General features: G+C 67.3%; 19 protein-coding genes. 5 read left to right on the top strand and 14 right to left on the bottom strand.

All coding sequences use genetic code 11. The features are described 5' to 3' along the window. The 8 genes from KBZ12_RS02820 to KBZ12_RS02785 are packed head-to-tail and all read right to left on the bottom strand — an operon-like array spanning position 1 to position 10247. Complete coding sequence (locus KBZ12_RS02820; protein ID WP_254956205.1) at positions 1–1641, bottom strand: GMC family oxidoreductase; 1641 nt, start codon at positions 1639–1641, stop codon at positions 1–3. Next, on the bottom strand, positions 1638–4379 hold the full coding sequence (locus tag KBZ12_RS02815; RefSeq protein WP_254956204.1) for an MGH1-like glycoside hydrolase domain-containing protein: 2742 nt from the start codon (positions 4377–4379) through the stop codon (positions 1638–1640). The genes KBZ12_RS02820 and KBZ12_RS02815 overlap by 4 nt, the downstream gene beginning before the upstream one ends. Continuing rightward, the gene (locus tag KBZ12_RS02810; RefSeq protein WP_254956203.1) at positions 4376–5890 is read right to left on the bottom strand and encodes a GMC oxidoreductase; all 1515 of its coding nucleotides are present in this window, start codon (positions 5888–5890) and stop codon (positions 4376–4378) included. Before KBZ12_RS02810 ends, KBZ12_RS02815 begins: the two co-directional genes overlap by 4 nt. Before the next feature lie 3 nt (positions 5891–5893). After that, complete coding sequence (locus KBZ12_RS02805; protein WP_254956202.1) at positions 5894–6505, bottom strand: heme-copper oxidase subunit III; 612 nt, start codon at positions 6503–6505, stop codon at positions 5894–5896. Further along, complete coding sequence (locus KBZ12_RS02800; protein ID WP_254956201.1) at positions 6502–8172, bottom strand: cbb3-type cytochrome c oxidase subunit I; 1671 nt, start codon at positions 8170–8172, stop codon at positions 6502–6504. The genes KBZ12_RS02805 and KBZ12_RS02800 overlap by 4 nt, the downstream gene beginning before the upstream one ends. 4 nt (positions 8173–8176) lie before the next feature. Next, positions 8177–9115 (bottom strand): cytochrome c oxidase subunit II, encoded by a 939-nt coding sequence (locus KBZ12_RS02795; RefSeq protein ID WP_254956200.1) that lies wholly within the window; start codon positions 9113–9115, stop codon positions 8177–8179. 11 nt (positions 9116–9126) lie between these two features. Continuing rightward, positions 9127–9750 carry a DUF2231 domain-containing protein gene (locus KBZ12_RS02790; protein ID WP_254956199.1) on the bottom strand — a complete coding sequence of 208 codons (624 nt, stop codon included), beginning with the start codon at positions 9748–9750 and terminating at the stop codon, positions 9127–9129. Next, positions 9750–10247, bottom strand: a complete 498-nt coding sequence (locus tag KBZ12_RS02785; RefSeq protein WP_254956198.1) for a DUF2231 domain-containing protein — start codon at positions 10245–10247, stop codon at positions 9750–9752. Before KBZ12_RS02785 ends, KBZ12_RS02790 begins: the two co-directional genes overlap by 1 nt. Positions 10248–10408: 161 nt before the next feature. Between KBZ12_RS02785 and KBZ12_RS02780 the strand changes: the two genes are divergently transcribed. Continuing rightward, on the top strand, positions 10409–11860 hold the full coding sequence (locus KBZ12_RS02780) for an NAD(P)/FAD-dependent oxidoreductase (protein ID WP_254956197.1): 1452 nt from the start codon (positions 10409–10411) through the stop codon (positions 11858–11860). 4 nt (positions 11861–11864) lie between these two features. Here the strand turns inward: KBZ12_RS02780 and KBZ12_RS02775 are convergent, their stop codons facing one another. Continuing rightward, positions 11865–12671, bottom strand: a complete 807-nt coding sequence (locus tag KBZ12_RS02775; protein ID WP_254956196.1) for an SDR family NAD(P)-dependent oxidoreductase — start codon at positions 12669–12671, stop codon at positions 11865–11867. 239 nt (positions 12672–12910) lie between these two features. Here KBZ12_RS02775 and KBZ12_RS02770 point away from each other — a divergent pair, with 239 nt between their 5' ends. Beyond that, positions 12911–13807, top strand: coding sequence for a DMT family transporter (locus tag KBZ12_RS02770; protein ID WP_254956195.1), 897 nt, complete (start codon positions 12911–12913; stop codon positions 13805–13807). After that, positions 13804–14778, top strand: a complete 975-nt coding sequence (locus KBZ12_RS02765) for a VOC family protein (RefSeq protein WP_254956194.1) — start codon at positions 13804–13806, stop codon at positions 14776–14778. The genes KBZ12_RS02770 and KBZ12_RS02765 overlap by 4 nt, the downstream gene beginning before the upstream one ends. On the opposite strand, the gene glgX is transcribed toward KBZ12_RS02765, so the two are convergent. After that, positions 14717–16846 (bottom strand): glycogen debranching protein GlgX, encoded by a 2130-nt coding sequence (gene glgX / locus KBZ12_RS02760; RefSeq protein ID WP_254956193.1) that lies wholly within the window; start codon positions 16844–16846, stop codon positions 14717–14719. The two genes, KBZ12_RS02765 and glgX, sit on opposite strands and share 62 nt — an antisense overlap. 143 nt (positions 16847–16989) lie before the next feature. On the opposite strand from glgX, the gene KBZ12_RS02755 reads away from it, so the two are divergent. Next, positions 16990–17484 carry a DoxX family protein gene (locus tag KBZ12_RS02755; protein WP_254956192.1) on the top strand — a complete coding sequence of 165 codons (495 nt, stop codon included), beginning with the start codon at positions 16990–16992 and terminating at the stop codon, positions 17482–17484. Between the two features lie 33 nt (positions 17485–17517). On the opposite strand, the gene KBZ12_RS02750 is transcribed toward KBZ12_RS02755, so the two are convergent. Then, positions 17518–19128 (bottom strand): ABC transporter ATP-binding protein, encoded by a 1611-nt coding sequence (locus KBZ12_RS02750; RefSeq protein ID WP_254956191.1) that lies wholly within the window; start codon positions 19126–19128, stop codon positions 17518–17520. 193 nt (positions 19129–19321) lie between these two features. On the opposite strand from KBZ12_RS02750, the gene KBZ12_RS02745 reads away from it, so the two are divergent. Further along, positions 19322–21598 carry a RelA/SpoT family protein gene (locus KBZ12_RS02745; protein WP_396100516.1) on the top strand — a complete coding sequence of 759 codons (2277 nt, stop codon included), beginning with the start codon at positions 19322–19324 and terminating at the stop codon, positions 21596–21598. Between the two features lie 37 nt (positions 21599–21635). On the opposite strand, the gene KBZ12_RS02740 is transcribed toward KBZ12_RS02745, so the two are convergent. From KBZ12_RS02740 to KBZ12_RS02730, 3 genes are all read right to left on the bottom strand, one after another. Beyond that, entirely contained in the window at positions 21636–23753 is a 2118-nt protein-coding gene (locus tag KBZ12_RS02740; RefSeq protein WP_254956189.1) for a glycogen debranching N-terminal domain-containing protein, read from the bottom strand. After that, positions 23746–24816, bottom strand: coding sequence for a glycosyltransferase family 4 protein (locus KBZ12_RS02735; RefSeq protein WP_254956188.1), 1071 nt, complete (start codon positions 24814–24816; stop codon positions 23746–23748). The genes KBZ12_RS02740 and KBZ12_RS02735 overlap by 8 nt, the downstream gene beginning before the upstream one ends. A gap of 302 nt (positions 24817–25118) precedes the next feature. Next, positions 25119–26321: a DUF1254 domain-containing protein gene (locus tag KBZ12_RS02730; RefSeq protein ID WP_254956187.1), complete on the bottom strand. Its 1203-nt coding sequence runs from the start codon at positions 26319–26321 to the stop codon at positions 25119–25121. Positions 26322–26589 lie beyond the last annotated feature (268 nt).

The following is a 26589-nucleotide window of genomic DNA, read 5'->3' as shown; positions in this document are numbered from 1 at the left end:
TCAGCCCTGCAGCCGCTCCACCAGGTGGGTGCCCACCCGCAGGGCATTGGCGATGGCGGTGAGGGAGGGGTTCACGGCGCCGATCGTGGGCATGAAGCTGGTATCGACGACGTACAGGTTGTCGAGTTCGTGGGCCTTGCAGTTGAGATCCAGCACCGAGCTGGCCGGATCGCTGCCGAAGCGGCAGGTGCCGGCCTGGTGGCCCACGGCGGCGATGCCCATGCTGTTGGCGATGTAGATCTGGCGCTCCACCAGGTGGTTGCGCAGATAGAGGCGATCCAGCAGGCCCTCCAGGCGGCTGACCAGGCGCGCCGAGGCGGTGAGGTTGTTGGGGGTGTAGCTGAGCTGGATCTGGCCGGAGCCGGTCACGGTCACGCGGTTGTTCGGATCGGGGAGATCTTCGCTGGAGATCCAGAAGTCGAGCGCGTGCTCGGCGATCTTGTCCATGCTCCAGCCCGGCATCAGGAAGGTTTCCAGCGGGGCATAGCCCTTCATGATCGTTCCGCGGGTCTTGCCCGTCATCTGGATGTTGCCCATCGGGTAGTCGAAGTCGGCATCCCCGAGGTACCAGTCGTTGACGCAGACCGTTTTCTGGAAGACGGTGTGGTTGGGCTCATGGGCCAGGGCCACCATCGCCTTGCTGTTGTGGAACATGTAGTGGCGGCCCACCTGGTCCGAGCCGTTGGCCAGGCCGCGGGGATGCTTGTCGTTGGCCGAGATCAGCAGCAGCCGGGCGCTGTTGGCGGCGCCACAGCTCACCACCACCACATCACCACTCACCGTCAGCGGTTCGCCGTCCCGTTCCAGGTCCACCGCCTTCACCGTGCGCCCGGATTCATCGGTGACCAACCGCTTCACCTGGGCCCGCGTCAGCAGCGACACATTCGGCGCCGCCAGGGCCGGCCGCATGCCCAGCACCTCGGCGTCCGACTTGGCGTGCACCAGGCAGGGGAAACCATCGCAGCAGTTGCATTTGCGGCAACGGCTGAAGGCCATGTGGGCCTCATCGAGCTGGACGCCGCTGGGGGCATGAAACGGGTGCAGCCCGGCGGAGCGCAGGTCGTCCACCAGCTTCTGCATGCGCGGTTCATGGGCCACCGGCGGATGGGGATAGGGGCCGCTGCAGGGCGGCTCGGTGGGATCCTCTCCCCGCTGGCCGTGCACGTGATACATCTCCTCGGCCTTCTGGTACCAAGGCTCGAAGTCGGCGTAGCGCAGCGGCCAGGCCGGCGAGGTGCCATCGAAGTGGGCGAGCTCCTCGAAATCCTGCTGGCGCAGGCGGAAATGGGCGGCGCCATACATCTTGGTGGCGCCGCCGACGAAGTAATGGCTGCCGGGCTGGAAGGCCTTGCCGTGCTTGTCGAGCCACGGATCGGTGGACACGTAGCGGCCCTGCTGGAACACCGCCTCGGCCTCCCAGTTCTGGGGTTCCTGGGGCAGCCAGTCGCCCCGCTCCAGCACCAGCACCTTCAGGCCCGTGGGCGCCAGGTGGCGGGCCAGGGTGCCGCCGCCGGCGCCGCTGCCGATGATCACCACATCGAAGTGGGCGCCGTTGGCCACCTGCAGCTGGGTTGCTTCGGGCAGGGGCGAGCTGTGCAGGCTCGGACCGGCGATTGTGACGCTGGGGGACGTGAGGCTCATGGCTGGATGGGATAGCGGTTGAGCTGGTTGATCATCTTGCAGGCCATCGCGCTCCAGCCGGTCTGGTGGGAGGCGCCGACGCCGCTGCCGTTGTCGCCGTGGAAGTATTCGTTGAACAGGATCAGATCGCGCCAGTGGGGATCGTTCTGGAACATCTCCACGTCCCCGTTGAACGGCCGGCGGCCTTCGCTGTTGCGGCGGAAGATGCCCACCAGTCGCCTCTCCAGCTCCAGGGAGGCCTGCCAGAGGGTGATCCAGTTGCCGGAGCGGGTCGGAAACTCGACCTTGAAGCTGTCGCCATAGAAATGGGCGAACTTCTGCAGCGATTCGATCAGCAGGAAGTTCATCGGCATCCACACCGGACCGCGCCAGTTGGAGTTGCCCCCGAACATCGCCACCGGACTGTCGGCCGGGCTGTAGGCGAGCGTCTGGCTCTGGCTGCCTTCGGTGTAGGAGTAGGGGTGCTTTTCGTACACCTTGGAGAGGGAGCGGATGCCGTTGGGGGAGAGAAACTCCTCCTCATCGAACAGCCGCTCGCAGATGCGCTGCAGTCGCTCCCTGGGCACCAGGGTGAACAGCACCCGGTCGTTGTTCCAGATCCCCAGGTTGTGCACCGTCCAGGAGGGGGTGGTGCGCTCATGGGTGAACCAGGCCAGGGTGTTGGTCACGTCCAGCATCGGCAGGCGTTGCACGGTGTCGACGTCGAAGCTCTGCACCGCCAGCAGCGGCACCAGGCCCGAGAGCGAGCGGGTGCGCAGGTAGTCGGTGCTGCCGTCGGGCCGTTTGATGACGTCGTAATAGAAGCCGTCCTCCTCGTCCCAGTTGACATAGTCGCGGCCGGCCGGATTGTTGAGGCCGATCGCTAACTGCACGAAATCAACGACGAAGCGCTCGCAGATGTCGGCGTATTCCGGTTCCTCGTGGCTCAGCTCCACGGCGATCTGCAGCAGGTTGAGGCTGAGCGAGGCCATCCAGGCGGTGCCGTCGCACTGCTCGATGATGCTGCCGTCGGCCAGGGGGAAACGTCGATCGAACACGGCGATGTTGTCGAGACCGAGGAAGCCCCCCTCAAAGACGTTGTCGCCGGAGCGGTCGTTGCGGTTGGCCCACCAGCCGTATTCCAGGATCAGCTTGCGCAGGGCCGCCCGCAGAAATCCCAGGTCAGGGGTGTCGGTCTGTTTGCGATCGATCTGGTAGATGCGCATCGCCGCCCAGGCGCCGATCGGCGGGTTGGGATCGGAGAGGGCCCATTCATAGGCCGGGGTCTGGGCGTTGGGGGCGGTGTAGTGGGGCTTGCGCAGCAGCATGCACTGCTCCTTGGCCGTCGCCGGATCGAAGACGGCGAAGGCCACCGAATGGAACATCAGGTCCCACTGGCAGAAGTAGGGGTACTCCCAGCAGTCCGGCATCGAGATGATGTCGTGGGCGTGCAGCCGTTTCCAGTAGGCGTTCTGGGTGTGCCGCCGCGCGGCCGGGGGAGGGGTGCCGGTCGGGTCCCCATCCAGCCAGCGCAGCACACTCCAGCCGTAGTACTTCTTGCACCACAGCAGGCCGGCGGCGCCGGCCAGATGGATGCGGCGGTCGTCCTCGGACAGGCCCGGCACGTGCTGCTCGAAGTACTCCAGCCACTCCTGCTCGCGTTGGGCGAAGATCGCCTTGAAGGCGTCGGAACCTGGAGCGGTGGCGTCTGTCGCTTTGCCTTCGTCCGTTGGGCCATCGATGCGGTGCAGGCGCAGTTCCACCAGCCATGCCTCGCCCGGGGCCAGGGTGCGCTCCAACAGGCGGCCCGCCTTGCTGCCGTGGCAGGCCGGATTGACCGCGCCGGCTTCGCCATCGATCACATGGCGGTGGAAGCCGTCTTTCTGGAACGGCGTGGCGTTGGGCTGGCCCCAGAGCCGTTGGCTGTTGGTTTCGTTGTCGGTGAAGATCCAGTGACCGGGTTCGGCGCAGTCGAGCTGATAGACCCCGAGATGGGGGATGACATCGCTGACGATGGAGTCGCGGCCGGGGTCGTTGGCGGTTGTGTCGGCCAGGCTGATCTGGTGCTCGACTTCATCGGGATAGCCCCAGCGCCAGGTGTTGCGCAGCCACAGGCTGGGCAGCAGCGTCAGGGGTGCGGCGTCGGGGCCGCGGTTGATGGCCTTGATCCGGATCAGCAGATTCTCCGGCCCCGCCTTGGCGTACTCAATGACGACATCGAAGTAGCGGCTGTCATTGAAGATGCCGGTGTCGACCAGTTCGTACTCGGGCTGATCGCGCCCCCGGCGGCCGTTCTCGGCCAGCAGATCGGCGTAGGGGAAGGCCCGTTGCGGATACTTATACAGCCCCCGCATGAAGCTGTGGGTGGGGGTGTTGGCGAGATGAAAGAAGTAGTCCTTGAGGTCTTCGCCGTGGTTGCCTTCGGGGTTGCCGAGTCCGAAGGGTCGCTCCTTGAGGATCGGATCGGCGCCGTTCCAGAGGGCCAGGGAAAAACAGAGGCGGCACTGGTCGTCGCAGAGGCCCAGCAGGCCGTCCTCACCCCAGCGGTAGACGCGGGAGCGGGCATGGTCGTGGGGGAAGGAGGTCCAGGCGTCCCCGTCGGCGGAATAGTCCTCGCGCACCGTGCCCCACTGGCGCTCGCTCAGATAGCTGCCCCACAGGCTCCAGGGCGCCCCACCGTGATCGCGCTCGGCGATGCGCCGGGTTTCGGAGGGGCTGATCGCGTCGATCAGAGCGACAGAGGGAGAGGCGTTTGTCACAGGGATGCCTTCAGTGCTTCGCCGATGCGCAGGGCGTTGGCGATCACGGTCAGGCCGATGCCCACCGAGGGGCAGGACGGCAAGACGCTGGCGTCGACGATCCAGAGGTTGTGGACTTCATGGCTGCGGCCCTCCAGGTTCACCACCGAGGTGGCCGGATCCGAACCCATGCGGCAGGTGCCGCAGGCGCCGCCGATCACCGGCAGGGGCGCCTCGCCGCGGGGATGGGTGGGAGCCGCCTTGGTGACCACTGTCAGGGGGTCGGCTTCGACGGCCTTGAGGCTGTCGATCCAGCGGTAGACGAGGCGGTCGTGGGCTTCGCGGTTGTTGGCCGTGTAGTGGACCTGCAGCTGCTGGCCCCGCAGGGCGACCCGGTTGTGGGGATCGGGCCGCACGGCGCTCATCGCCCACCAGGTGATCGAGCGGGCGGCCAGTTGCTCGAGGCCGAAGTCCGGCAGCAGGCGGGTCACCAGGGAGAGCACCGGCGGTGACTCGGCGAACAGGGCGTCCTGGAGCACCCCGCCGCCGCTCTGGATCGAACCGAGCGGGAAGTCGACGTTCTTGTCGCCCCAGTAGAAGTCGGTGATGCCATGGCCGCGGCCGTAGCGGCCCGAGTTGGGGGCGGCCGCCAGCTGCAGGATCGAGGTGAGCTGGGGCTTCATCAGGTTGCGGCCCACCTGGTCGGAGCCGTTGGCCAGGCCGCGGGCGTGGTGGTCGGTGGCGGAACGCAGCAGGATCTCCGGCGTGCCGATGGCCCCGGCGGCCAGCACCACCTGGTGGCTGCGGAACAGCCAGCGCTGGTGGTCGATCTCCACCTCAACGCCGCGCACTTCCTGGCCCGACGGGTTGACGTGCAGCTGCAGCACCCGGGCGTTCTCCCTCACCGTCACGGTGCTGGAGCCGCGCGCCGGATCCACGCCGAACAGTTCGGCATCCCCGGTGGGATCGACCGCCGATTCGGACCAGCTCAGGGGCAGGTCGTAGGGATGGAGCCCCTGGCGCTCCAGGGCGGTGCGCAGTTCCACCAGGAATGGCTCCACCGGCCGCGGCGCGGCGGGATAGGGGCCCTGCATCGCCGGGGCGGTGGGATCGGCACCGGCCACCCCATGGACCCGGTAGAGCGCTTCGGCCCGCTCGTACCAGGGGGCCAGGTCGTCGTAGCGCAGCTCCCAGTCCCGGGACGGCCCCTCCTGGAGCGCCACGCCCGTGAACTCCGCTTCGCGCATGCGTTCAAGCACCCCACCCCAGATCTTGGTGTTACCGCCGACGGCGTGCACCATCTGGGGGGAGAAGGGATCACCGTCGGTGCCGAACCACTTCTCCTCGGGGTGGTAGCGCGGCTTGCGGAACAGCCCCACCTCGGCGACGTTCTGATCGGCCTGGGGCATCACGCCCCCCCGCTCCAGCAACAGCACCGTGTGGCCCCCGTCGGCGAGGGCGGCGGCCAGGGTGCCACCACCGGCGCCGCTGCCGATCAGGATCACGTCGTAGTGGGTGTCGTCGATGATCATGGTTCAGGCTCTCCAGACGTAGAGCAGCACGAACAGGATGATCCAGATCACATCCACGAAGTGCCAGAACAGGGACGTGGCGATGACGCCTTCTTCACCGCCGTCGTAATTGCCGGGGACGAAGGATTTGGCCAGCATCAGGCCCATCAGCAGGATGCCGGTGAGCACATGCAGGCCGTGGAAGCCGGTGAGCAGATAGAAGGTGCCGCCGAAGGTGCCGGAGGTGAAGCCGAAGCTGAGGCCGCGCCACTCCACCGCCTGGCCGTAGAGGAAATAGGCCCCCATGGCCATGGTCAGCAGCCAGAAGCCCCGGAACAGCCAGATCTTCCCCTTGCCTTTGAAATGCTCGGCCACCACCATCGTGAAGGAGCTGGAGACCAGCACCACCGTGTTGATCAGCGGCAGGCGCCATTCGAGCCCGTCCACGCCGGCGGGCAGCCAGTCGAGGGCGGAGAGGCGCAGGAGGGCGTAGCCACTGAAGAACGCCAGAAAGATGACGCTTTCGGAGCACAGAAAGATGATGAAGCCGGTGAGGTTGTGGTTGGCGTGCTGGCCCTCGCCGTGGGCGTGGGTCGCGGCCGCGGCGTCGCCGGGGGTGGCGGGGGTGCTGCTCATCGGTTGGCCTCCTGAAGGGTGAGCGCCCGCTCGATCTCGGCCTGGTGCTCCACCAGCGGCTCACCCGTGCCGTAGCCGTAGGGGCGGCTGATCACGGTGGGCACGTGCTCGCCGAAGTTGTCCTCCGCCGGGGGCGACGGCAGCAGCCACTCCAGGCCGATGGCGTTCCAGGGGTTGTGCGGCGCCCTGGGACCCCGGGCCCAGGAGCTGATCATGTTGAGCAGGAAGGGGATGATCGAGACCCCCAGCAGGAAGGCCCCCAGGCTGGCCAGCACGTTCCAGAAGGCGAACTCCGGGTCGTAGGAGGAGACCCGCCGGGGCATGCCCATCAGGCCGAGGGGGTGCATGGGCAGAAAGTTGAGGTTGGCGCCCACGAAGGTGAGCAGGAAGTGCAGCTTGCCGAGGCCCTCGTAGGGCATGCGGCCGGTGAACTTGGGGAACCAGTGGTAGATCGCGGCGAACACACCCATGACGGCCGCGCCATAGATCACGTAGTGGAAGTGCCCCACCACGAAGTAGGTGTTGCTGACATGAATGTCGATGGGCACGGTGGCCAGCATGATGCCGGTGATGCCGGCGAAGACGAAGTTGAACAGGCCGCCGAGGCAGAACAGCATCGGGGTGGTGAGCCGGATCTTGCCGTTCCACATCGTGCCCAGCCAGGCGAACACCTTCACCCCGGTGGGCACGGCGATCAGCATCGTGGTGACCATGAACAGGTTGCGCATCCACTGGGTCACGCCACTGGGGAACATGTGGTGCACCCAGACGATCAGCCCCAAGCCAACGATGATGAAGGACGCCAGGCACACGTAGACGTAGCCGAACAGGGGCTTGCGGGAATAGACGGGGAACAGCTCCGAAAAGATGCCGAACACCGGCAGGATGATCACATACACCGCCGGGTGGGAATAGAACCAGAAGAAGTGCTGATAGAGCACCGGGTCGCCGCCCCCTTCCTGCCGGTAGAACGAGGTGCCAACACTCAGATCCAGCAGCAGCATCACGGCGCCGCCGGTGAGGGCGGGCAGGCCGATCAGCTGCAGGGTCTGGGCGGCCAGGGCCGTCCAGCAGAACACGGGCATGCGGAAGTAGCCCATGCCCGGCGCCCGCATCCGCAGGATCGTGGTGACGAAGTTCACCGCCCCCATGATCGAGGAGATGCCGGAGAGGGCCACCGCCAGCACCCAGAGGAACTCGCCGTTGATCAGGTGGCCGAGGGGGTTCTGGAGACTCACCGGCGGATAGGACCACCAGCCGGAGGTGGCCGGGCCGCTGGGCACGAAAAAGCTGGCGATCAGCAGGATGCCGAACACCGGCACCAGCCAGAAGGCGGCGGTGTTGAGCCGGGGGAAGGCCATGTCGGGGGCGCCGATCATGGTGGGAATCAGCAGGTTGTTGAGCCCGTTGAGCACCGGAAAGATGAACAGGAACAGCATGATCGTTCCGTGCATCGTGTAGAGACCGTTGTACACGGTGCGATCCACCAGGTCAGCCTCGGGTGTGATCAGCTCGCCCCGCATGATCATGGCCAGCAGGCCACCCACCAGGAAGAAGAAGAAGGACACCACGATGTACTGGATGCCGATCACCTTGGCATCGGTGCTGAAGCCGAAGTAACGCCGCCAGGAGGCGGGCGGTTCGGGGGAGAGGGTTGTGCTGGTCATGGCCTCAGGCGTCGTGGGGAAGGGAGCTGGAACCGGGAGCGTTCACCTGGGGCGGGGGGGCCGGCACCACCGTGGGCCAGCCGCCGCGGGGATTGGTCTGACGGTCGGCGTACTCGTCGGCCGCGACGCTGAGGCCGGGCTGCAGGGGGGCGGCGGCGGCCTGCTTCAGCCAGGCGGCATGGTCTTCGGCGGTCTCGACCACCACATCGGCCTGGTTGGCGGCGAACCAGGTGCCGCTGAACTGGGAATCCCGCAGGCGGTAGCGCCCGATGCGGGTGGGGGTGAGGCTGAAGTCGATCGCCCGGCCCGGGATCACATCCTGCTTGAGCCGGAAGGCCGGGATGAAGAAGCCGTGCAGCACGTCCTCGGAGACCAGGTGGAAGGTGACCGGCCGATCCAGCTCCAGGTGCAGTTCCGTGCTGGAGACGTGCTGGCCGGGAAAGCGGAACTCCCACGACCACTGCCGGGCGATCACCTCCACCTCCTCTGCCGGCCCCTGGCCCTTCGAGGCGCCCATCGCCATGGGCAGGGGTGCGCTCAGATGGACGTGCTCCATCGGCCCGAGCACGCCGAGCTCGGTGTTCACCTGGATGGCGTACCAGGCGATGGCCATCACCAGCACCAGGGGGATGGCGGTCCAGATCACCTCGAGACGGGTGTTGCCCTCGATCGGCTCGGCGTCGCTTTCGTCGTACTTCTCGGCCCGGTGCACGAGCATCACCCAGGCCATCACGGAGATCACCCCCAGGAACACGAAGGTGCCGATGCCGGTTTCGAAGCTGAACAGGCCATCCACCAGAGGGGCGGCATTGGAGGCCTGCACCGGCAGCCAGCCATAGGACGCACGGGCCACCCACAGGCTGATGGCCACCAGCAGGCCGATCCAGATGGCCAGGGCGGCGAGGACCACGGGGCCGGGACGGCGCGGAGAGGAGGAGGTCATGGGAGGGGGCCCTAGGGAAGGGCGGTGCGGAGATCGGCTCCGCTGGCCAGGAGCTGGTCGGCGGTGATGTGGACGCCGAATTCGGCCGCCAGTTCGGCACCGAGGGTGCCGTGCAGGCCGATCACCAGGAACAGACCCAGGCCCACCAGCAGGTAGAGCCACTGCACCTGCCGGCCCATGTCCCGGCGCCAGAGAAAGCGCTGGTAGCCGCGCCAGACGGTCATGGCAATGATCGCCAGCAGGATCGCCACCCCGCCCACGCCATGCCAGAGCATGGTTTCCATGCTCTGGAGCCCGATGCTGCTGGTGACGCCCGGCAGGGGCACCGCCAGCAGCATCTCGAAGAAGCCCGCCGCCACGGTGAAGAAACTGACGATGGCGCAGGCCAGCAGGTTGTACCAGCCCACGTCGTGGAAGCCGGCCCGGGTGATCGGCAGGGCCAGGAAGCGGAACACCCGCTTTTCGAGCGGGTAGAGGGCGCCGACGATGTCGAAGGCGATGGCGATCACGAACAGCCCGATCGTGAAGTGGACCAGATTCGGATGGATCGGCAGGCTGTAGGGCAGGTCGTTGGGCCCCAGCCAGTCACCCAGCTGCTGGATCGGGGCCTCGGCGGGGAGCAGGGAGAAGGCCATCAGATCAGCCCGGCCCGTCCGGCGGCCACCACCGGCACCGTGTGCAGGCCGTACACCCAGATCAGCTGGTTGCCCAGGGTGACCTGCACCACCACCAGCGCGGCCAGCACCCCACCGGCGGCCAGGAAAGGCAGCGGCAGGGTCTCGGGGTCCCGGTTGCGCAGCACATAGCGCCAGCCGGTGAGCACCGAGAGGATGCCGGCCAACGACCATCCCAGGGTGCTGTGCAGGTTGAGGATCGAGCGCGAGGCGCCATAGGGCTCAGCCAGGCCCGCTTCCACCTGGCCGAAGATGATCGCCACGAAGATGGCCCCCGTGGCGAACAGCAGATTCCAGAAGCTGACTTCAAACAGATTCGGCCGCCGCAGCACAACGCCGATCAGATCGAAGACCACGCTGATCACCGCCATGGCGATGACGAAGTGGACCACGATCGGATGGAGGGTGTCCATCCAGGGCAGGTTGTGGTCATTGAGGGTTGGCAGCAGTTGCTGCATGGGCACCGGCCACGCTGTGCCCCTTCACCATGGCCGGACCCCGAGAGCTGTCCTGGCTCTGTGAGCTTTTATTGCAGGATTGTGACGATATCCCGACGCGACCGGGAGCTCGCCGTTCCTGGGATCCTCCCTACCTTTCAGGCAACCCGCGGACCACATCGATGGCGAAGGAACGCTTCTTCCTCGAGCTGGAGCCGAGCGAAGCCGTGATGAAGAGTTGGCCCCATGTGGTGATCGTGGGCGGCGGTTTCGCCGGCCTCAAGGCGGCCCACCGGTTGGCCGGCCAGCCGGTGCGGGTCACCCTGGTGGATAAGCGGAATTTCAACCTTTTTCAGCCCCTGCTGTATCAGGTGGCCTCCGGCCTGGTGTCCGAGGGCGACGTGGCGACGCCCCTGCGGCTGCTGCTCGCCAAGGCGGCCAACGTGCAGGTGCTGCTGGGTGAGGTGGTCGATCTCGATGCCGCCTCCCGGGAGGTGGTCTTCAACGATCGTCGCCTGCGTTACGACAGCCTGATCCTGGCCACCGGCTCCGGCAGCACCTACTTCGGCCATGAGGAGTGGCGCGAACTGGCACCGCCGATGAAGATCCTTGAGCACGCCGATGAGATCCGGCGGCGGGTGCTGACGGCCCTGGAGGAGGCCGAGCAGACCCCGGATCCGGAACGTTGCCGCTTTCTCCAGTCGGTGGTGGTGGTCGGCGGCGGCCCCTCCGGCTGCGAACTGGCCGGCTCGATCAACGAGCTGATGCGCCACGCGGCCCAGCGCGACTTCCGCCAGCTGGATCCCGGGCTCTGCCGCGTCGTGCTCGTCGACCCCGGCGATCGGCTGCTGCGGGCCATGGATCCGTCGCTGTCCAAAGCGGCCGGCGATTACCTCGCTTCCTGCGGTGTCGAACTGGTGCTGGGCGGCCGGGTCCAGAGCATCGAGGCGGGCCGGCTCACGGTCGCCTTCAAGGCGCCGGCGCCGGGAACGCCCAGCGAGCGGGTGCTGGAGGCGGCCACCATCTGCTGGAGCGCGGGGGTGCGGGCCTCCCATCTCGGCAAGCTGCTGGCGGAGCGCACCGGTTGCACGGTCGACCGCGGCGGGCGGGTGGTGGTCGAGCCGGACTTCTCGATCGCCGGCCATCCCGAGATCCGGGTGGTGGGCGATCTCTGCTCCTATGCCCACACGGCCGACGGCAAACCCCTGCCGGGCATGGCCGGCCCGGCGGTGCAGATGGGGGGCTGGGTCGCCCAGGACCTGCTGGCCCAGCTGGCGGGTCGGCGCCAGGCCACGTTCCGCTGGTTCGACTTCGGCAGCATGGCCGTGATCGGTCCCCTCTGCGCCGTCGCTGACCTGCGGGGCCTCAAGTTCACCGGCCCCGTCGGCTGGCTGCTCTGGGGCCTGGCCCACCTCGCCTTCATGCCCGCCAATGAGAACCGCCTCACCCTGCTGACCAAGTGGCTGTGGGTGATCGCCACCCAGCAGCGGGCCAGCCTGCTGATCACCGGCCGGCCCGACCAGCACCTGGGGGTGGAGGTGGGGCTGGAGCGGGCCGAACGGGCCCAGGATCCCGCTGCGGCCTCGGCGCAGAATCCCCCGGCGGCCTCGGCGGAGCAGCCGGCGGCGGCCTGAAGGCTCAGAGGCCGGGGCTGCTGTGCATCAGGCCACCGTCGGCAAAGATCGTGGTGGCCGTGATGTAGCTGGCGGCGTCGCTGGCCAGGAAGCCCACCACCTTGGCGATCTCCTCGGGCTGAGCCATGCGGCCCATCGGGATGGCGGCGTTGAGCTTGGCCAGCAGCTCGGGATTGTTCATGGTGGAGTCGTTGATCGGCGTGGCCACGGCGCCGGGGCCCACATTGACGATGGTGATGCCGTGGGGCGCCAGCTCCAGGGCCGCGGTGCGGGTGAGCATGCGCACGCCGCCCTTGGCGCAGCAGTAGGGGGTGTTGTCGGGCATCGGCCAGTCCTCATGCACCGAGGAGATGTTGATGATGCGGCCGCCGCCGCCCTGGGCGATCATCTGCTTGGCGGCGAACTGGGTGGCGAAGAAGACGCCCCGCAGGTTGACATCCAGCACCTTGTCGAAGTTGTCCGGGGTGGTGGTGAGGATCGAGGTGCGGGTTTCGATGCCGGCGTTGTTGATCATCACATCGAGCCGACCGTATTTCTTCACGGTGGTGTCCACCAGGCGCTGCAGGTCATCGAGCTTGCCCACATCGGCCTGTACCCCGAAGCTGCTGCCGCCATAGGCGCCGATTTCACGCTCGAGCTCTTCGGTGGCTTCGGGGTGGGAGCGGTAATCAATCACCACCTTGGCGCCGAGTTCGGCGAGATACTCCACGATCGATTTGCCGATGCCGCTGTTGCCACCGGTGACGATGGCGACCTTGCCCTGCAGCAGGGTGGAGAGGGCCTTGCCGGCCAGGGGGTTGGAGCTCGTCATCGGGTGGCGCCGGGAAAGGAATGGGGAGGGATCTCCACGCTTTCATCCTAGGGACGACCACCGAAATGGCCCAGTGAATCGTTGCCGTCAGCATCGGCAACTCACCACCGGGATGCGGTGACCGTGGCGCCACACCTGATGGCCCCTAGTCTGTGGCGGAAGCGAGTGGAACCAGCCCGATGGACGGCGATGCGTTGCAGGGGCCGGACAGCAATGGGAATGGGCCGGTCCGTCCTTCGGTGACCCGGGGCGCGGCCCTGCTGGTGGCAGCCTTCCTGGCTAACACGTTCCAGAGCGCGTTTGCGCGGGCGGTGGGCGGCACCATGGATGCCCTGATGTTCACCTGGCTCACGTTCGTTCTGGCACTGGTCCTGCTGATTCCCCTGCTGGCCGTGCGCGGCGGCCGTGATCTGCCGACCCGTGTGTTTCCCCTTCACCTGCTTCGTGGCGGCATGGGGATGGGCGGTTTTCTTCTGTTCATGTCGGCGGCCCAGCTGGTGAATCTTGTCAATGCCAATGTGCTGCTGAACACGACGCCGATGTTCATCCCGTTGCTGGCCTGGCTGGTGCTCAGGCAGCGCATTCCCCCCAGCCTCTGGAAGGCCCTGGCGGTGGGATTCGCCGGGATGGTGATCGTCGTCCAGCCGAATGCCAGCCTCCTTGACAAACCCGGTGATCTTCTCGGCCTGGCGGCAGGATTTGTCTGTGCCATCGAGTTCCTGGCGGTGAAGGCCCTGGGCAGAAGCGAGTCGGCGTTGACGCAGCTCGTCTATTTCCTGACCATCGGCGGCCTCGTCTCCAGCCTGATGATGGTGGGGCGATTCCACGCCATCACGCCGGATCAGTTCCTGTGGGTGCTGGCCTCGGCCCTCTGCCTGCTGAGCTTCCAGTTTCTGCTGATCCGCGCCTACAGCTATGCCGATCCCAGTGCGATCGGGGCATTCCAGTATTCCTCGGTGGTTTTCGCCGGCCTGATCGGCTGGATCTGGTTCGGCCAGATCCCGAACGCCGGTGTGGTGGTGGGAACCGTGCTGATCTGCGTCGGTGGGGTGCTCAGCCTGGTGGGGCAGAACCCGCCCCCACCGGCCCCCGGGCCGGAGCCCTCCACCGGCACCCACCCGATGGCGCTCCCATGACCCTTCCCCACATCGACAGCCTCGGGTTCACCACGGCCAATGTCGAGGCCAGCGCCGCCTTCTTCGAGACCTGCCTGGGCTTCCGGCGCCTGGGGGAGGCCGTGGAGCTGGAGGGCGGCCCCTACGCCCGGTTGGTGGGCCTTCCCGGAGCCAGGCTCAGGGTGCTGCGGCTGGCGATCGGCACGGAGGTGCTGGAGCTCACTGAGGTGCTCACGCCGGGGCCCGGCGCCCGTCCGGGGCGGCCGATCCCGGCCGGTTCCCGCAGCAACGACCGCTGGTTCCAGCACGCCTGCCTGGTGGTCAACAGCATGGAGGCGGCCCTGGCGGGGCTGCAGCCGGCCTTCGCCGCCGGCCGCATCACGGCGATCTCCTCGGCGCCCCAGCGGCTGCCGGACTGGAACGCGGCCGCCGCCGGCATCGTCGCCTTCAAGTTCCGCGATCCGGACGGCCATCCCCTGGAGCTGCTGCAGTTCCCGCCGGACAAGGGGGAGGCCCGCTGGCATGGCGACGCCCCCGGACCGGTGCTGGGCATCGACCACAGTGCCATCGGCATCGCCGACACCGCCGCCAGCTGCCGTTTCTATCGCGAGCTGCTGGGCCTGAGTGCCGGTGGCGACGGCGTCAACAGCGGGCTGGAACAGGACGGGCTTGACGGACTGGACGGGACGCGGGTGCACATCACCGGCCATCGCTGCCCCACGGGCGCCGGTGTGGAGTGCCTTGATTACCGCGAACCCACCGGCGGGCTCGCCATGCCCACCGATCAGGGCATTCAGGATCTGGCCCACTGGCAGTTGCGGCTGCGCGTGGCGGATCTGGAGGCAATCGCCAAGCGGGCCGAGTCCTTCGGCGGGCGCCTGATCTCGCCGGGGATCGTCGAACTGGGCGATCAGGCTGGCTGGATCGGGGCTACGCGGGCCCTGCAGCTGGCTGATCCGGATGGCCATCAGCTGCAGCTGCTGCAGGACTGAGCTCCACGATCAGCACCACGACCGAGCGGGGCCCCAGGGTGTAGGTGTCCGCCTCCAGGGCCGGCGCGCCCATCCATGGCACCACATCCTCCGGGCTGGCTCGGGAGGTGTCGATCCAGCGCTGCCAGGTGTTGTGGCCGGCATCGGCGGCGGGCAGCCGGAAGGTCAGCTTCTCCCACCAGGCGTTGACCATGGCGTGCCAGCGGAACCGTTGGCCGACGCTGGTGATGGTCACGGCGAAGGCATGGGAGCTGTCGCTCCAGTCGGGCTGGTTCGGTTCGACCCCATGCCAGCTCACCTGATGGCGTTGCACCAGTTCGCCGAGGCTGAGGCTGCGGGCGTTGACCACCACATCCCGGCGCTGGCGGTAGGTCACCAGTTCCCGCACGAAGCGATGCAGGTCGGCATGGCGCTCCAGCAGCGACCAATCGACCCAGCTGATTGGGTTGTCCTGGGCGTAGGCGTTGTTGTTGCCCTGCTGGCTGCGGCCCATCTCGTCCCCCATGGCCAGCATCGGCGTGCCGGTGGCCAGCAGCAGCAGCGTCAACAGGTTGCGACTCTGTCGGGCGCGCAGGGCCAGGACATCGGCATCCTGCGTGGGCCCCTCAATGCCGCAGTTCCAGCTGGCGTTGTCGTCGCTGCCGTCGCGGTTGTTTTCGCCGTTCGCTTCGTTGTGTTTGCCGTTGTAGCTGACCAGATCGGCCAGGGTGAATCCGTCGTGGCAGGTGATGAAGTTGACGCTGGCCTCGGCCTCCCGCTGCTTGTGGCCGTAGATGTCGGGGCTGCCGATCAGGCGCTGGCTGACGCTGCGGGCCAGGCCCCCATCCCCCTTGAGGAAGCGGCGCACGTCGTCACGGAAGCGTCCGTTCCACTCCTGCCAGTTGTCGCCGACGAAGCTGCCCACCTGATACAGGCCGGCGGCATCCCAGGCCTCGGCGATCAATTTGGTGCCGGCCAGCACCGGATCGGTGTCGATGTCCCAGAGGATCGGTGACAGGGGCGTGGGCTGGCCGGTCTGGTCCCGGTCCAGCACCGAGGCCAGATCGAAACGGAAGCCATCGACATGCAGATGCCGCACCCAGTGGCGCAGGCTCTCGCGGATCAGGCGCCGCACCACCGGATGGTTGGCGTTGAAGGTGTTGCCGCAGCCGGTGTCGTCGATGTAGGTGCCATCACCGTTCTGGAGGTAGTAGTCGCCGTCCGCCAGCCCCCGGAAGCAGAAGGCCGGTCCCTCGGCGTCGCTTTCGGCGGTGTGGTTGAACACCACATCGAGAATCACCTCGATACCGGCCCGGTGTAGGGCCTTGACCAGGTCGCGGAACTCATCGATCACCGCCAGCGGATCGCTGCTGCAGGCGTAGCCGGGGTGGGGTGCGAAGAACGACACCGGCTGATAGCCCCAGTAGTTGCGATGGCCGCTGGGGGCCGCCAGGGGATCGAAGGCGAACACCGGCAGCAGCTCCACCGCCGTGATGCCCAGGTCCTGGAGGTAGGGGATGCGGCTGATCAGGCCCCGGTAGGTGCCCGCCTGCTCCGGCGGCAGGCCGGCGCTGGGGTGGGCGGTGAAACCGCGCACATGCAGCTCGTAGATCACCGTCTCACGCGAGGGCCGGTGCAGCGGGCGATCCCCCTCCCAGTCGTAGGCGTGCGGGTCGGCCACCACGCTCTTCATGGCGGTGCCCCAGTCGCCGGCGCTGCTGCGGCCGGGGGCGCGGCCGTAGCCCGGAGGCATCGCCAGGGCCAGCCCGTGGGGATCGAGCAGCAGGTTGGCCGGATCGAAGCGCAGCCCCAGCTGCGGCTGCCGGGGTCCCTCGACCCGCCAGCCGTAGTGCTGGCCCGGCCCGATCCCCTCCAGCCGGCAGTGCCAGTAGTCGCCGGTGTGGTGCCGGTCGGGATCGAGACGGAGGCGGTGGCTGGGCACGGCATCGTCGACGCGCGCGAACAGGCACAGCTCCACCGCCATCGCCCGCCGGGCATAGAGGCTGAAGTTGACACCGCCCTCGCTGACCGAGGCGCCCAGGGGGGCAGAGCTTCCCGGGGACGGCGGGGCCGCCGTGCATGAGGTCATGGCGTCGGCAGGGGTGGAGGGGACAGGGGGCCCGCCAACCGCATGATGGCCAGGACCCCCGGTTTCGCCCGGCCCCGCCGCGGCGCCGTCCGTCGACCCTGCTTACGGTGAGCCGGCACGCCGTCCCGCCGTTCCGCCCGCCGATGGATCTCGAGATCGTCACCCTGCTCGTGCCCAGCGGCCCTTCGGTGGTGGCCGCTGCCGGGCTGCTGGCGCTGCGGCTGTTCGTGGGGGTGGCCTTCATCCGCCACGGCTGGCCGAAGCTGCGCAACCTCAAGACCTGGTCCACGGCGATGAAGACGCCGGAATGGCTCTGCTTTCTGTCGGCGGCCTCGATGTGGGGCGCCGGGATCGCCCTGATCCCGGGCCTGCTCACCCCCCTGGCGGCCCTGGCGATTCTGGTGTCGATGGCCTACGCCATGGTGCTGGAGCTGGTCTCCGGTTTCCCGTTCATCGCTCCGGATCCCTACCAGATCCCCCCGGGTGACTACGCCGGACCGATGGGTGTCGGTGAACCGCCCAGCTGGGAGAAGGCGGCGATGTATGTGGTGATGTGCCTGGTGCTGATCACCTCCGGTGGCGGCCTCTTCTCCCTCGACGACCTGCTGATCGCCGACCTGCTGCGCGCGATCCTCTGAGCTTTCCAGATCAGGACGGCTCAGGCGGGTGGATCAAGACAAGGCGGGCAGGCGCGGACAGGCCTCCACCAGGAGGCGGGTGATGGCGGCCTGGGGATGGTTCAGCAGCGCGGCACTGGGGCCCTCCTCCACGACCCGGCCGCCGTCGAGCACGAGCACCCGGTGGCAGAAGCCGCCGGCCACCGAGAGGTCGTGGGTGATGAACAGCAGGCCCAGGCCGAGCTGCTCCTGCAGGCGGCGCAGCAGGGCCAGCACCTCGGCCTGCACCTCGGCATCCAGCATGCTGACGCTCTCGTCGCAGAGCAGCACCTGGGGCTCCAGGATCAGGGCGCGGGCGATCGCCACCCGCTGCTGCTGACCGCCCGAGAGCTGGCGGGGCAGCCGGTCTTCGAAGGACTCGGGTGGATCCAGCCCCACCAGGGCCAGCTGCTGCCGGGCGCGGCGGCGGGCCTCCGGGCGGCTGGCCAGCCCATGGATCAGCAGGGGGTCGGCCACCGCCTCCCCCACCGTCATCTGGGGGTTGAGGCAGGCCAGGGGGTCCTGGAACACCATCTGCAGGCGGCGCCGGGCACGGTGCAGGGAGCGGCCCCGCAGCTGGCGCAGATCGACCCCCTGGAGCCGCACCGCCCCGCCCCGCACCGGTGCCAGCCCCATCAGGGCGCGGCAGAGGCTGCTCTTGCCACAGCCCGAAGCCCCCACCACGCCGATGGTCTCGCCCTCGTGCAGGGTGAGGCTGATGCCATCCACCGCCTTGATCCAGCGCGGCTGCCAGGGAAGGGAAGGCAGCGGGTGCCAGCTGCGCAGTTCCTCCACCTCCAGTAGCACCGGTGCGGCGGCAGGGGCTTCGCTGTGGCTGCCCTCCCGAAGCCGGGCGGCCCCCACCAGCCGTTGGGCCAGCGGGGAGGCGGGTGCCGTGAGCAGCTGGCGGCTGGGGGCCTCCTCCACCAGACGCCCCTGGTCGAGCACGGCGATGCGATCGCACCAGCGGCCGGCCATGGCCAGGTCGTGGCTGATCAACAGCAGGGCGCTGCCGGTTTCGGTGCAGAGATCGCTCAGCTGGGCCATCACCTGAGCGGCCACGGCCACATCGAGGCTGGTGGTGGGTTCATCGGCGATCACCAGGGGCGGCTGGAGGGCCAGGGCCAGGGCGATGGCCAGCCGCTGGCGCATGCCGCCGCTGAATTCGTGGGGGAAGCTGCCGTAGCGCTCCGGGTCGATGCCCACCCGGGTCAGAAGCTCCCGGGCCCGCTGGCGGCCGCCGCCGCGGTGGGCGGCCAGGGTGTCGCGCAGGTGCTCGCCGATGGTGAGCAACGGGTTGAGCCGGGTCATCGGGTCCTGGAACACCAGACCCACCGCCTCGCCCCGCAGCCGGCGCAGGGCGGCGCGCCGGAGCTGGCGGGGGTCCTGGCCCCTCAGCAGCAGCTCCCCCTCGCAGACGCTGCCGGGGGGCAGGAGCTGCAGCACGGCCCGGGCGACGGTGCTCTTGCCGCAGCCCGAGGGGCCCACCAGGGCGAGCCGCTCGCCGGCCGATAGCGTCAGGTCGAGCCCATCGAGGGTGGGCTGCCCGCTGCCGGGGTAGCGCACCTGCAGGGCACCGATCCGCAGCACCGGCGCCGTTGGGATGGATCCAGCTCTGGGGGCCATGGACGGGGCCGGCGGTGTCCAGTCTGGATGGCCGAATGCGCAAATCCCCTGGTTCGTGACGAATGCCCCATACCATGGGGGGACCCTGCAGGGTGTGATGCTGAGAGTGGCGCCGGATCCAGGTTCCCCTCCGGTGGCCTACGCCTCGGTCCCAGCTTCTGATGCAGATGTGGCGCTCGACGCCACAGTTTCGCTGCAGACTCCCGCCCAGGGGCCGCCCGCTTCCAAGTCCCCCGAAGCACCCGAGCGCACCTACGGCGTCCCCCTGCCGGCCTGGCTACGCCAGAGCCTGCAGCAACGGCAGCCCGCCGGAGTCGAGTCGCGCCCGGTCGATCCGGAGGCCCTGGTGGCCACGGCCTTCGACTTTGCCTACCAGCTCCACGACGGCCAGTTCCGGGCCAGCGGCGAGCCCTACATCGTCCACCCGATCGCCGTCGCCGGTCTGCTGCGTGACATCGGCGCCAGCGCGGCGGTGATCGCCGCCGGCTTCCTCCACGACGTGGTGGAGGACACCCAGGTCACGCCCGAGGAGATCGAGGCCCGCTTCGGCGAGGAGGTGCGCGCCCTGGTGGAGGGGGTCACCAAGCTGGGTGGCATCCATTTCACCAACCGCACCGAAGCCCAGGCGGAGAACCTGAGGCGCATGTTTCTGGCCATGGCCAGCGACATCCGGGTGGTGCTGGTGAAGCTGGCCGACCGCCTGCACAACATGCGCACCCTCGGGGCCCTCAAGCCCGAGAAGCAGCAGCGCATCGCCCGGGAAACCCGCGACATCTACGCCCCCCTGGCCAACCGGCTGGGCATCGGCCGCTTCAAGTGGGAACTGGAGGATCTGGCCTTCAAGGTGCTGGAGCCCGAGTCCTATCGGGATGTGCAGCAGCAGGTCGCCACCAAGCGCAGCGAACGGGAGGAACGGCTGGGGGCCACGGTGCAGCTGCTGCGGGACCGGCTGGTGGCCGCGGGTCTGCAGGACTGCGAGGTGAGTGGCCGGCCCAAGCACCTCTATGGCATCTGGAGCAAGATGCAGCGCCAGCAGAAGGCCTTCCACGAGATCTACGACGTGGCGGCCCTGCGGATCCTCTGTCCGGGCGTGGAGAGCTGCTACCGGGCGCTGGCGGTGGTGCACGACATCTTCCGGCCGATCCCCGGTCGCTTCAAGGACTACATCGGCCTGCCCAAGCCCAACGGCTACCAGTCGCTGCACACTGCCGTGATCGGCCGCCACCGGCCGATCGAGGTGCAGATCCGCACCACCGACATGCACCAGGTGGCCGAGTATGGCATCGCCGCCCACTGGAAGTACAAGGAGGGGGGCTCGCCGGCGGCGGGCGACACGGAGCGCTTCAACTGGCTGCGGCAGCTGGTCGACTGGCAGAAGGATGACGGCGGCGAGGACAGCAGCGACTTCCTGGCCTCGATCAAGGAGGACCTCTTTGATGAAGAGGTGTTCGTGTTCACCCCCAAGGGGGATGTGGTGGGGCTGCGCAAGGGCTCCACCGCCGTCGACTTCGCCTTCCGCATCCACTCGGAGGTGGGCAACCACTGCCAGGGCGTCCGCATCAACGACCGCCTCTGCCCCCTGGCCACGCCGTTGCAGAACGGCGACTTCGTGCAGGTGATCACGGCCAAGAACGCCCACCCGAGCCTCGACTGGCTCAACTTCGTGGCCACCCCCACGGCCCGCAACCGCATCCGGGGTTGGTACAAGCGCAGCCACCGCGACGACAACATCCTGCGGGGCACTGAGATGCTCGAGCGGGAACTGGGCCGCGACGGCTTTGATGCCCTGCTCAACGGGGAGGCGATCGCCCGGGTGGCGAAGCGCTGCAACCTGGTGGGTACGGAGGATCTTCTGGCTGCCCTGGGGTTCGGGGGCGTCACCCTGCAGCAGGTGCTCAACCGCCTGCGGGAGGAGGTGCGCCTGAGCACCGCCGCCGCCACCCCCGCTCCCACCAATGAGGAGGTGGCCGCCGGTGTGGCGGCGGCCCAGCCGCGCCAGGCCCCCCATGGGCATCCCTCCAACAGCCCGATCCTGGGGCTGGAGGGCCTCGAGTACCGCCTCGGCGGTTGCTGCAGTCCCCTGCCTGGCGAGGGAATCGTCGGCACCGTGGCCCTGGGCAACCATGGCATCACCATCCACCGCCAGGACTGCGCCAACGTGCCCCAGGTGCCGGTGGAACGGCGGCTGCCGGTGCGCTGGAACCCGCTCGGGGAAGCGCAGCAGCGGCGCTACCCGGTGCGCCTGCGCATCGAGGTGCTCGATCGCGTGGGTGTCCTGAAGGACATCCTGATGCGCCTCTCCGACCACCGCATCAACGTCAGTGATGCCCGGGTGCGCACCAGTGCCGGCAAGCCGGCCCGCATCGACCTGCGGGTCGAGCTGCTCAGTGCCGCCCAGCTGCGCACCAGCATGGACCAGATCCGCTCGATGGCCGACGTTCTCGACCTCTGCCGCACCGGCATCGGCTGAGCCGGCAGGCGGTTGCAGTCGGTTCCTGGCCTGGGTCTCACTTCATGATCAACACGTCCACCCCAGGCGTCCGGCTTCGCACCAGCACGCCCACATCGTGCTCGCTGCGGTGGAACTGCAGGTTGATCTCCTCGTCGCCATGACGGAGTCCGTTGATGTCCAGCAGGTTGAGCCCCCTCGGCAGGCAGGGATTGTGCAGGCGTACCTGCACCCGGCTGCTGCCATGCTCCCGCTCGATCGACATGCCAGTGATCGCCTCCAGCAGGCCGAACACACTGGCGCTGGCCCAGGCCTGGGGGCTGCAGGCCACTGGGTAGAAGGTGGGGCCTTCCTCCTCCCGGCGCGGGAACCCGCAGAAGAGTTCCGGCAACTGGAACATGGGCACCGCACTGGCGGTCTCGAACAGGCCGGAGAGGATCTGCAGAGCCTCGGAACGGTGGCCATAACGGGCCAGACCCATGCCGATCAGGGCGTTGTCATGGGGCCAGACGGAGCCGTTGTGATAACTCATCGGGTTGTAGCGGTGCTCCCGTTCATCCAGGGTGCGGATGCCCCAGCCGTTGAAACTGGTGGGGGCCATCAGCTGGCGGGCCACAGCTGCTGCCGCTTCCGTGGTGGCGATGCCGGCCCAGAGGCAGTGGCCGGCATTGGACGTCCGCACCTGGCAGGCCTGGCCCTGGCCATCAATGGCCAGGGCATAGGAATCGATCGAGGGGGACCAGAAGGCCTGGTGGAAACGGTGACGCAGGGCGGCGGCCTCCTCGAGCAGCGTCTCGGCCTCCGTGCCCCGGCCCAGGCGGTGATAGATCATGGCGAGCGAACGGCGGGCTCCGTAGGCGTAGGCCTGCACTTCGCAAAGGGCGATCGAGCCCTCCGCCAGATGGCCATCGGCGTGATGGATGGAATCGTCTGAATCCTTCCAGCCCTGATTGCGCAGCCCGTTCTCGGCCACCCGCAGGTAGCGCAGGAAGCCATCGAAGCTGCCGGCCTCGGCCCTGTGGATCCAGGCCATCGCCGCCTCCAGCTCCGGCAGCAGGCCGAAGATGAAGTCCTGATCATCACTGCGGTGGAGATAATCCCCCGCCAGCATCAGAAACAGGGGCGTGGAGTCGACGGCCCCGTAATACCTCGAGAACGGCACTTCGCCGAGTGCGGCCATTTCGCCAAGCCGCGATTCGTGCAGGATCTTGCCGGGTTCCTCGTCGTGGGAAGGATTATCGCCAACCGCCTGGCTGCAGGCCAGGTAGCCCAGCACGCCCCGGGCGAGCCTCGGCTCCACCATCAGCATCTGCCGCGCCGTGATCAGGCCGTCCCGGCCGAAGGGGCAGCTGAACCAGGGCACCCCGGCGTAGGGGTAAAGCCCATCCTCCACCTGGCTGGCCAGCAGGTGCACATCGGAAAAGGAGCGCATCAGCCAGCTGTTGAAGGCCGGGTTGTCACTGACCACTGAAGCGGCGCTGCGCCGGGCGTCCCGGAAGCGCTGGATGGTGGCCGCCATGGCGGTGGTGAAGTGCTCTTCCGCCCCAGGTGGCTGCGCGACGGGGTGGAAATCCAGCACCAGGAAGATCCGTCGGGTCTGCCTGGGCTCCAGGGTCACCTGCAGCCCGATGTGCTCCTCGCCCACGTCCTCAACGGGATCACTCAGGCGCAGCACCGTCAGCCGATCTTCCCCATCCAGGCCCCGGTAGATGAGTTCCAGGGCGCCGTCAATGCCGCGACGGGCCGTACGGCCCCGCTCCGATCGGGTGTACCCCCTTACCTCAAAGATGTCGCGGAAGTCCGCATCGAGCCTCAGGGTCAGCGGCATCGTGACGGGCCGGTCCCCATAGCTGGTGAAGCAGAACTGCTGCAGGCAGGCGGTGGCGGTCAGGACGGTGCTGCGCTCCAGGTGGATCGTCATCGCGGCGGAGCCGCCGTCACCGCCATCGTTGTTGCTGAGATGGCTCACGAGCACCCCCACAGCCCCACGCTCTGTGGAGCTCAGCACCAGGGGTGGTCGTCCCCACAGCAACAGTTGCAGCCGGCTGACGTGGCGGGTGCCGCGATGGAAGATGCCGACATCGGGCTGGCCGTCCGGGCTGATCTCGCCACGGGAATCCAGGATCGCGAAGGTTTCCTCGTTCTTGAGAACGAAGGGATGCAGCGGATCAGGCATGCACCGGCGAGCGGTGGGCAGGGCTGTGGCAGCGGCTGGCCTGGATCTGGTGGCGGTAGAGCTGTTCGTAGTCCTCGGCCTGGCGACTGACCGAAAAGCTGACTTCGAAGTGGCTGCGGACCCGTGCACGGTCCAGCCGTTCCAGCGCCCCGATAGCGGCGATGGCCTCCTCCAGCGAGTCCACCAGGAAGCCGTTGATCCCGTGGCGGATCACTTCCGGGGTCGAGCCGTTACGCCAGGCGATCACCGGAGTGCCGCAGGCGTTGGCCTCGATCATCACCAGACCGAACGGTTCGGGCCAGTCGATCGGAAACAGCAGGGCAAGGGCATGGCCCAGCAAATCCTGCTTGCCGGCGTCATCCACTTCACCGATGAATTCCACCAGTGGATTGTTCCGCAACAGGGGCTCGATGTGTTCGTGATAGTAGGGAGTGTCGACTGGATCGATCTTGGCGGCCACCTTCAGGGGCAGGCCCACGGCCGTGGCGATGGCGATGGCGCGATCCAGCCGTTTCTCCGGGGAGATGCGGCCGATGAAGGCCAGATAGGGCCTGGGTGTGGCCTGGTAGCGATAGAGGTCGTTGGGCAGTCCGTGGTAGACGTTGCCCAGCCAGTTGGCCCCGGGCACGGGCTGGCGCTGGGTTTCGGAGATCGAGACCAGGGGCACCTGATGGAAGTGGGTGTAGAGGAGCTTCTGCTCGGGCGCATGTAAGGGGCCATGCAGGGTGTTCAGATGGGGAACGCCCAGCAGATTGGACAAGGGGAAATGGGTGTGACCGTTGTGGAAATGGAGGATGTCGAAGTTATCGAGCTTCTCGAGCACACGGTCGAGCTGGATCACGTTGTGCACGCTGGCGTCAGACACCTGACCGCTCAGACGCAGGGCCTGAGGGACACAGGCGCAGAGCTTGGCGCTGGTCAGAGAGTCGCCGCTGGCAAACAGAACCACGTCATGGCCCCGTCGCACCAGCTCTTCGGTGAGATAGTGAACAACCCGTTCCGTTCCTCCATAGCCGACGGGCGGAACTCTCTCATGAAGGGTGGCAATCTGCGCGATCCTCATCTCTTTACCTTCACCTTCGAGTCTTCCACACCTTTTACCTTATGCAGAAATCTTTGGATGGAAGCTGCCACTGCATATCTGCTGCAGGCCGCTGCTCCGATGGGTCCAGGGGAGTCTTCGCAGTTGAGAGAATCAATTACCTCCTATTTAGCGCTCAATGGAAATATCCGGTAGAAGTCCGCCATCCCCAGGGAGAACAACCTGGCGCCAAAGCCGATGGGTGGCTCCATCGTTGCGCAACTGTCGCAGGATCGATGGACAGTGCAGCATGGCGTCGCTTGGCAGAAACCTGTAGGAATGGCCTAAGGGCTTTCTTTCCCCCGGACTTCTGTCAAGCGTGGCAGCGTCCATTTCCCCTGCAGGACTGGGCCCTTGGGACCATACAAACGCGCCACAAAGAAAAAGGGCCCAGCAGGAGCGGGCAGCCAATTCGAGACTTTATCCGTTCCTGGCTTTTCGCTTTGGATGTAAATCTCCAGGGATCCATCAGCTCCCAGCTTCAGGCCTGATGTGCGATCACCAATCGAATAGCGTTGAATGGGATTCTTCACAAGTAGCCGTTCGGGCAACTTGTACATCGTCACCGACCAGAACTCCGTCACCGGTGGCAGCTGGCCCGGCTCGAATCGCATCACCCATCGCCTGCGCCCATCGAGCACCTTGCCGTCGGCTCCGGTCTGCTGGCTGGCATAGAAGGCCTCTTCACTGCTATTGCCATAGATCCCCAGCATGGCTCCCATCGAGCGGAACGTGAGGTAATCAGACCCCAGTTCCTGTCTGGTGCCGAAGAACCCCTGGGAGCTTGTTTGGGTCAGGGCCTTCGCTTTGAGATCCTTGGCGGCGCTGGCAACCCCCTCCTCAATGGCGGTGCGAATCGCCGGATCAAGGCGGGCTGGATTAAACGGAAGCCCCGGACCGATGCCGATCCGGGCAAAGCGGGCCATCATCTCGCGCTCCGATGGGACGGTGGGCATGAACGGCAGCAGGGCATTGAGGTAGGCGATGAAGCCGATTCCCTCTGCTTTGGTGGTATCCCAGGCGGGCCAGGCCACCGGCGGTGCGGCGGGTGGGGCCCCAGTCCCAGTGAAACGGGATAGGGGAGTGAGGATGTACTGGGCCTGCACCGCCTGCAGCGCAGGTATGTCAGCCGGTCCGTTGAGTTGGGTGCGGGTGAGAGTACCGATGAAATCGGTTTCAGCGCGAAACACTTTGGTGATGCCCTTCGGCACGGTGCCATTCCAGCGGGGACCTGCAAAGAGATAAGTGCCGGCCCCACGTCCGGTGGCGCGAACGCCGGTGTAGGCGAAGTTGTGGGTGTAGAGATCAAACCACTGATTCACGTAGTAACGCGGCGCCGGCACGGCCGGAAGCGACAGCACGATTGGCTCGGCGCGCAGATCCAGCCAGGCCCACGAATAGGGTGTGTCGTTGTTGGGGGTGACGATGTCTGTGTCGTCAGGGGTGGCAGAGCGGGCGTAGTGGCGGAACTGATTGAAACCACCCACATAGCCAGCAAACGCCTTGTTCTGAGTTTGATTCCAGAGGGTCTGGTAACCCTGCAGGGGGGCATAGGCGTAGAGCCAGGCTTCCTTGGCGATGGCGCGGGCTTCGGCGGTGCTGAGGGGTGCGGGCCGGCCGGAGGAATTGGCAACTGTTGCCGAAGCCTGTGGCGCCGCCAGGACCCCATGGGGAGTCAGCGGTAGGGCGGCCATCAGGGCGGCGGCGATGAAGGCGACAGCAGGCCGACTGGGGGTAGGGACCATCGTGTTGGTT

This window comes from Cyanobium sp. Cruz CV13-4-11 (assembly GCF_024346055.1).
Taxonomy (GTDB): domain Bacteria; phylum Cyanobacteriota; class Cyanobacteriia; order PCC-6307; family Cyanobiaceae; genus Cyanobium.
This window is presented reverse-complemented; position numbering and strand designations above follow the sequence as displayed.

Excerpts from the sequence above, each read along its gene's own strand:
- KBZ12_RS02820 (WP_254956205.1), bottom strand. The coding sequence starts at position 1,641 with ATGAGCCTCACGTCCCCCAGCGTCACAATCGCCGGTCCGAGCCTGCAC.
- KBZ12_RS02810 (WP_254956203.1), bottom strand. The coding sequence starts at position 5,890 with ATGATCATCGACGACACCCACTACGACGTGATCCTGATCGGCAGCGGC.
- KBZ12_RS02805 (WP_254956202.1), bottom strand. The coding sequence starts at position 6,505 with ATGAGCAGCACCCCCGCCACCCCCGGCGACGCCGCGGCCGCGACCCAC.
- KBZ12_RS02800 (WP_254956201.1), bottom strand. The coding sequence starts at position 8,172 with ATGACCAGCACAACCCTCTCCCCCGAACCGCCCGCCTCCTGGCGGCGT.
- KBZ12_RS02795 (WP_254956200.1), bottom strand. The coding sequence starts at position 9,115 with ATGACCTCCTCCTCTCCGCGCCGTCCCGGCCCCGTGGTCCTCGCCGCC.
- KBZ12_RS02790 (WP_254956199.1), bottom strand. The coding sequence starts at position 9,750 with ATGGCCTTCTCCCTGCTCCCCGCCGAGGCCCCGATCCAGCAGCTGGGT.
- KBZ12_RS02785 (WP_254956198.1), bottom strand. The coding sequence starts at position 10,247 with ATGCAGCAACTGCTGCCAACCCTCAATGACCACAACCTGCCCTGGATG.
- KBZ12_RS02780 (WP_254956197.1), top strand. The coding sequence starts at position 10,409 with ATGGCGAAGGAACGCTTCTTCCTCGAGCTGGAGCCGAGCGAAGCCGTG.
- KBZ12_RS02775 (WP_254956196.1), bottom strand. The coding sequence starts at position 12,671 with ATGACGAGCTCCAACCCCCTGGCCGGCAAGGCCCTCTCCACCCTGCTG.
- KBZ12_RS02765 (WP_254956194.1), top strand. The coding sequence starts at position 13,804 with ATGACCCTTCCCCACATCGACAGCCTCGGGTTCACCACGGCCAATGTC.
- glgX (WP_254956193.1), bottom strand. The coding sequence starts at position 16,846 with ATGACCTCATGCACGGCGGCCCCGCCGTCCCCGGGAAGCTCTGCCCCC.
- KBZ12_RS02755 (WP_254956192.1), top strand. The coding sequence starts at position 16,990 with ATGGATCTCGAGATCGTCACCCTGCTCGTGCCCAGCGGCCCTTCGGTG.
- KBZ12_RS02750 (WP_254956191.1), bottom strand. The coding sequence starts at position 19,128 with ATGGCCCCCAGAGCTGGATCCATCCCAACGGCGCCGGTGCTGCGGATC.
- KBZ12_RS02740 (WP_254956189.1), bottom strand. The coding sequence starts at position 23,753 with ATGCCTGATCCGCTGCATCCCTTCGTTCTCAAGAACGAGGAAACCTTC.
- KBZ12_RS02735 (WP_254956188.1), bottom strand. The coding sequence starts at position 24,816 with ATGAGGATCGCGCAGATTGCCACCCTTCATGAGAGAGTTCCGCCCGTC.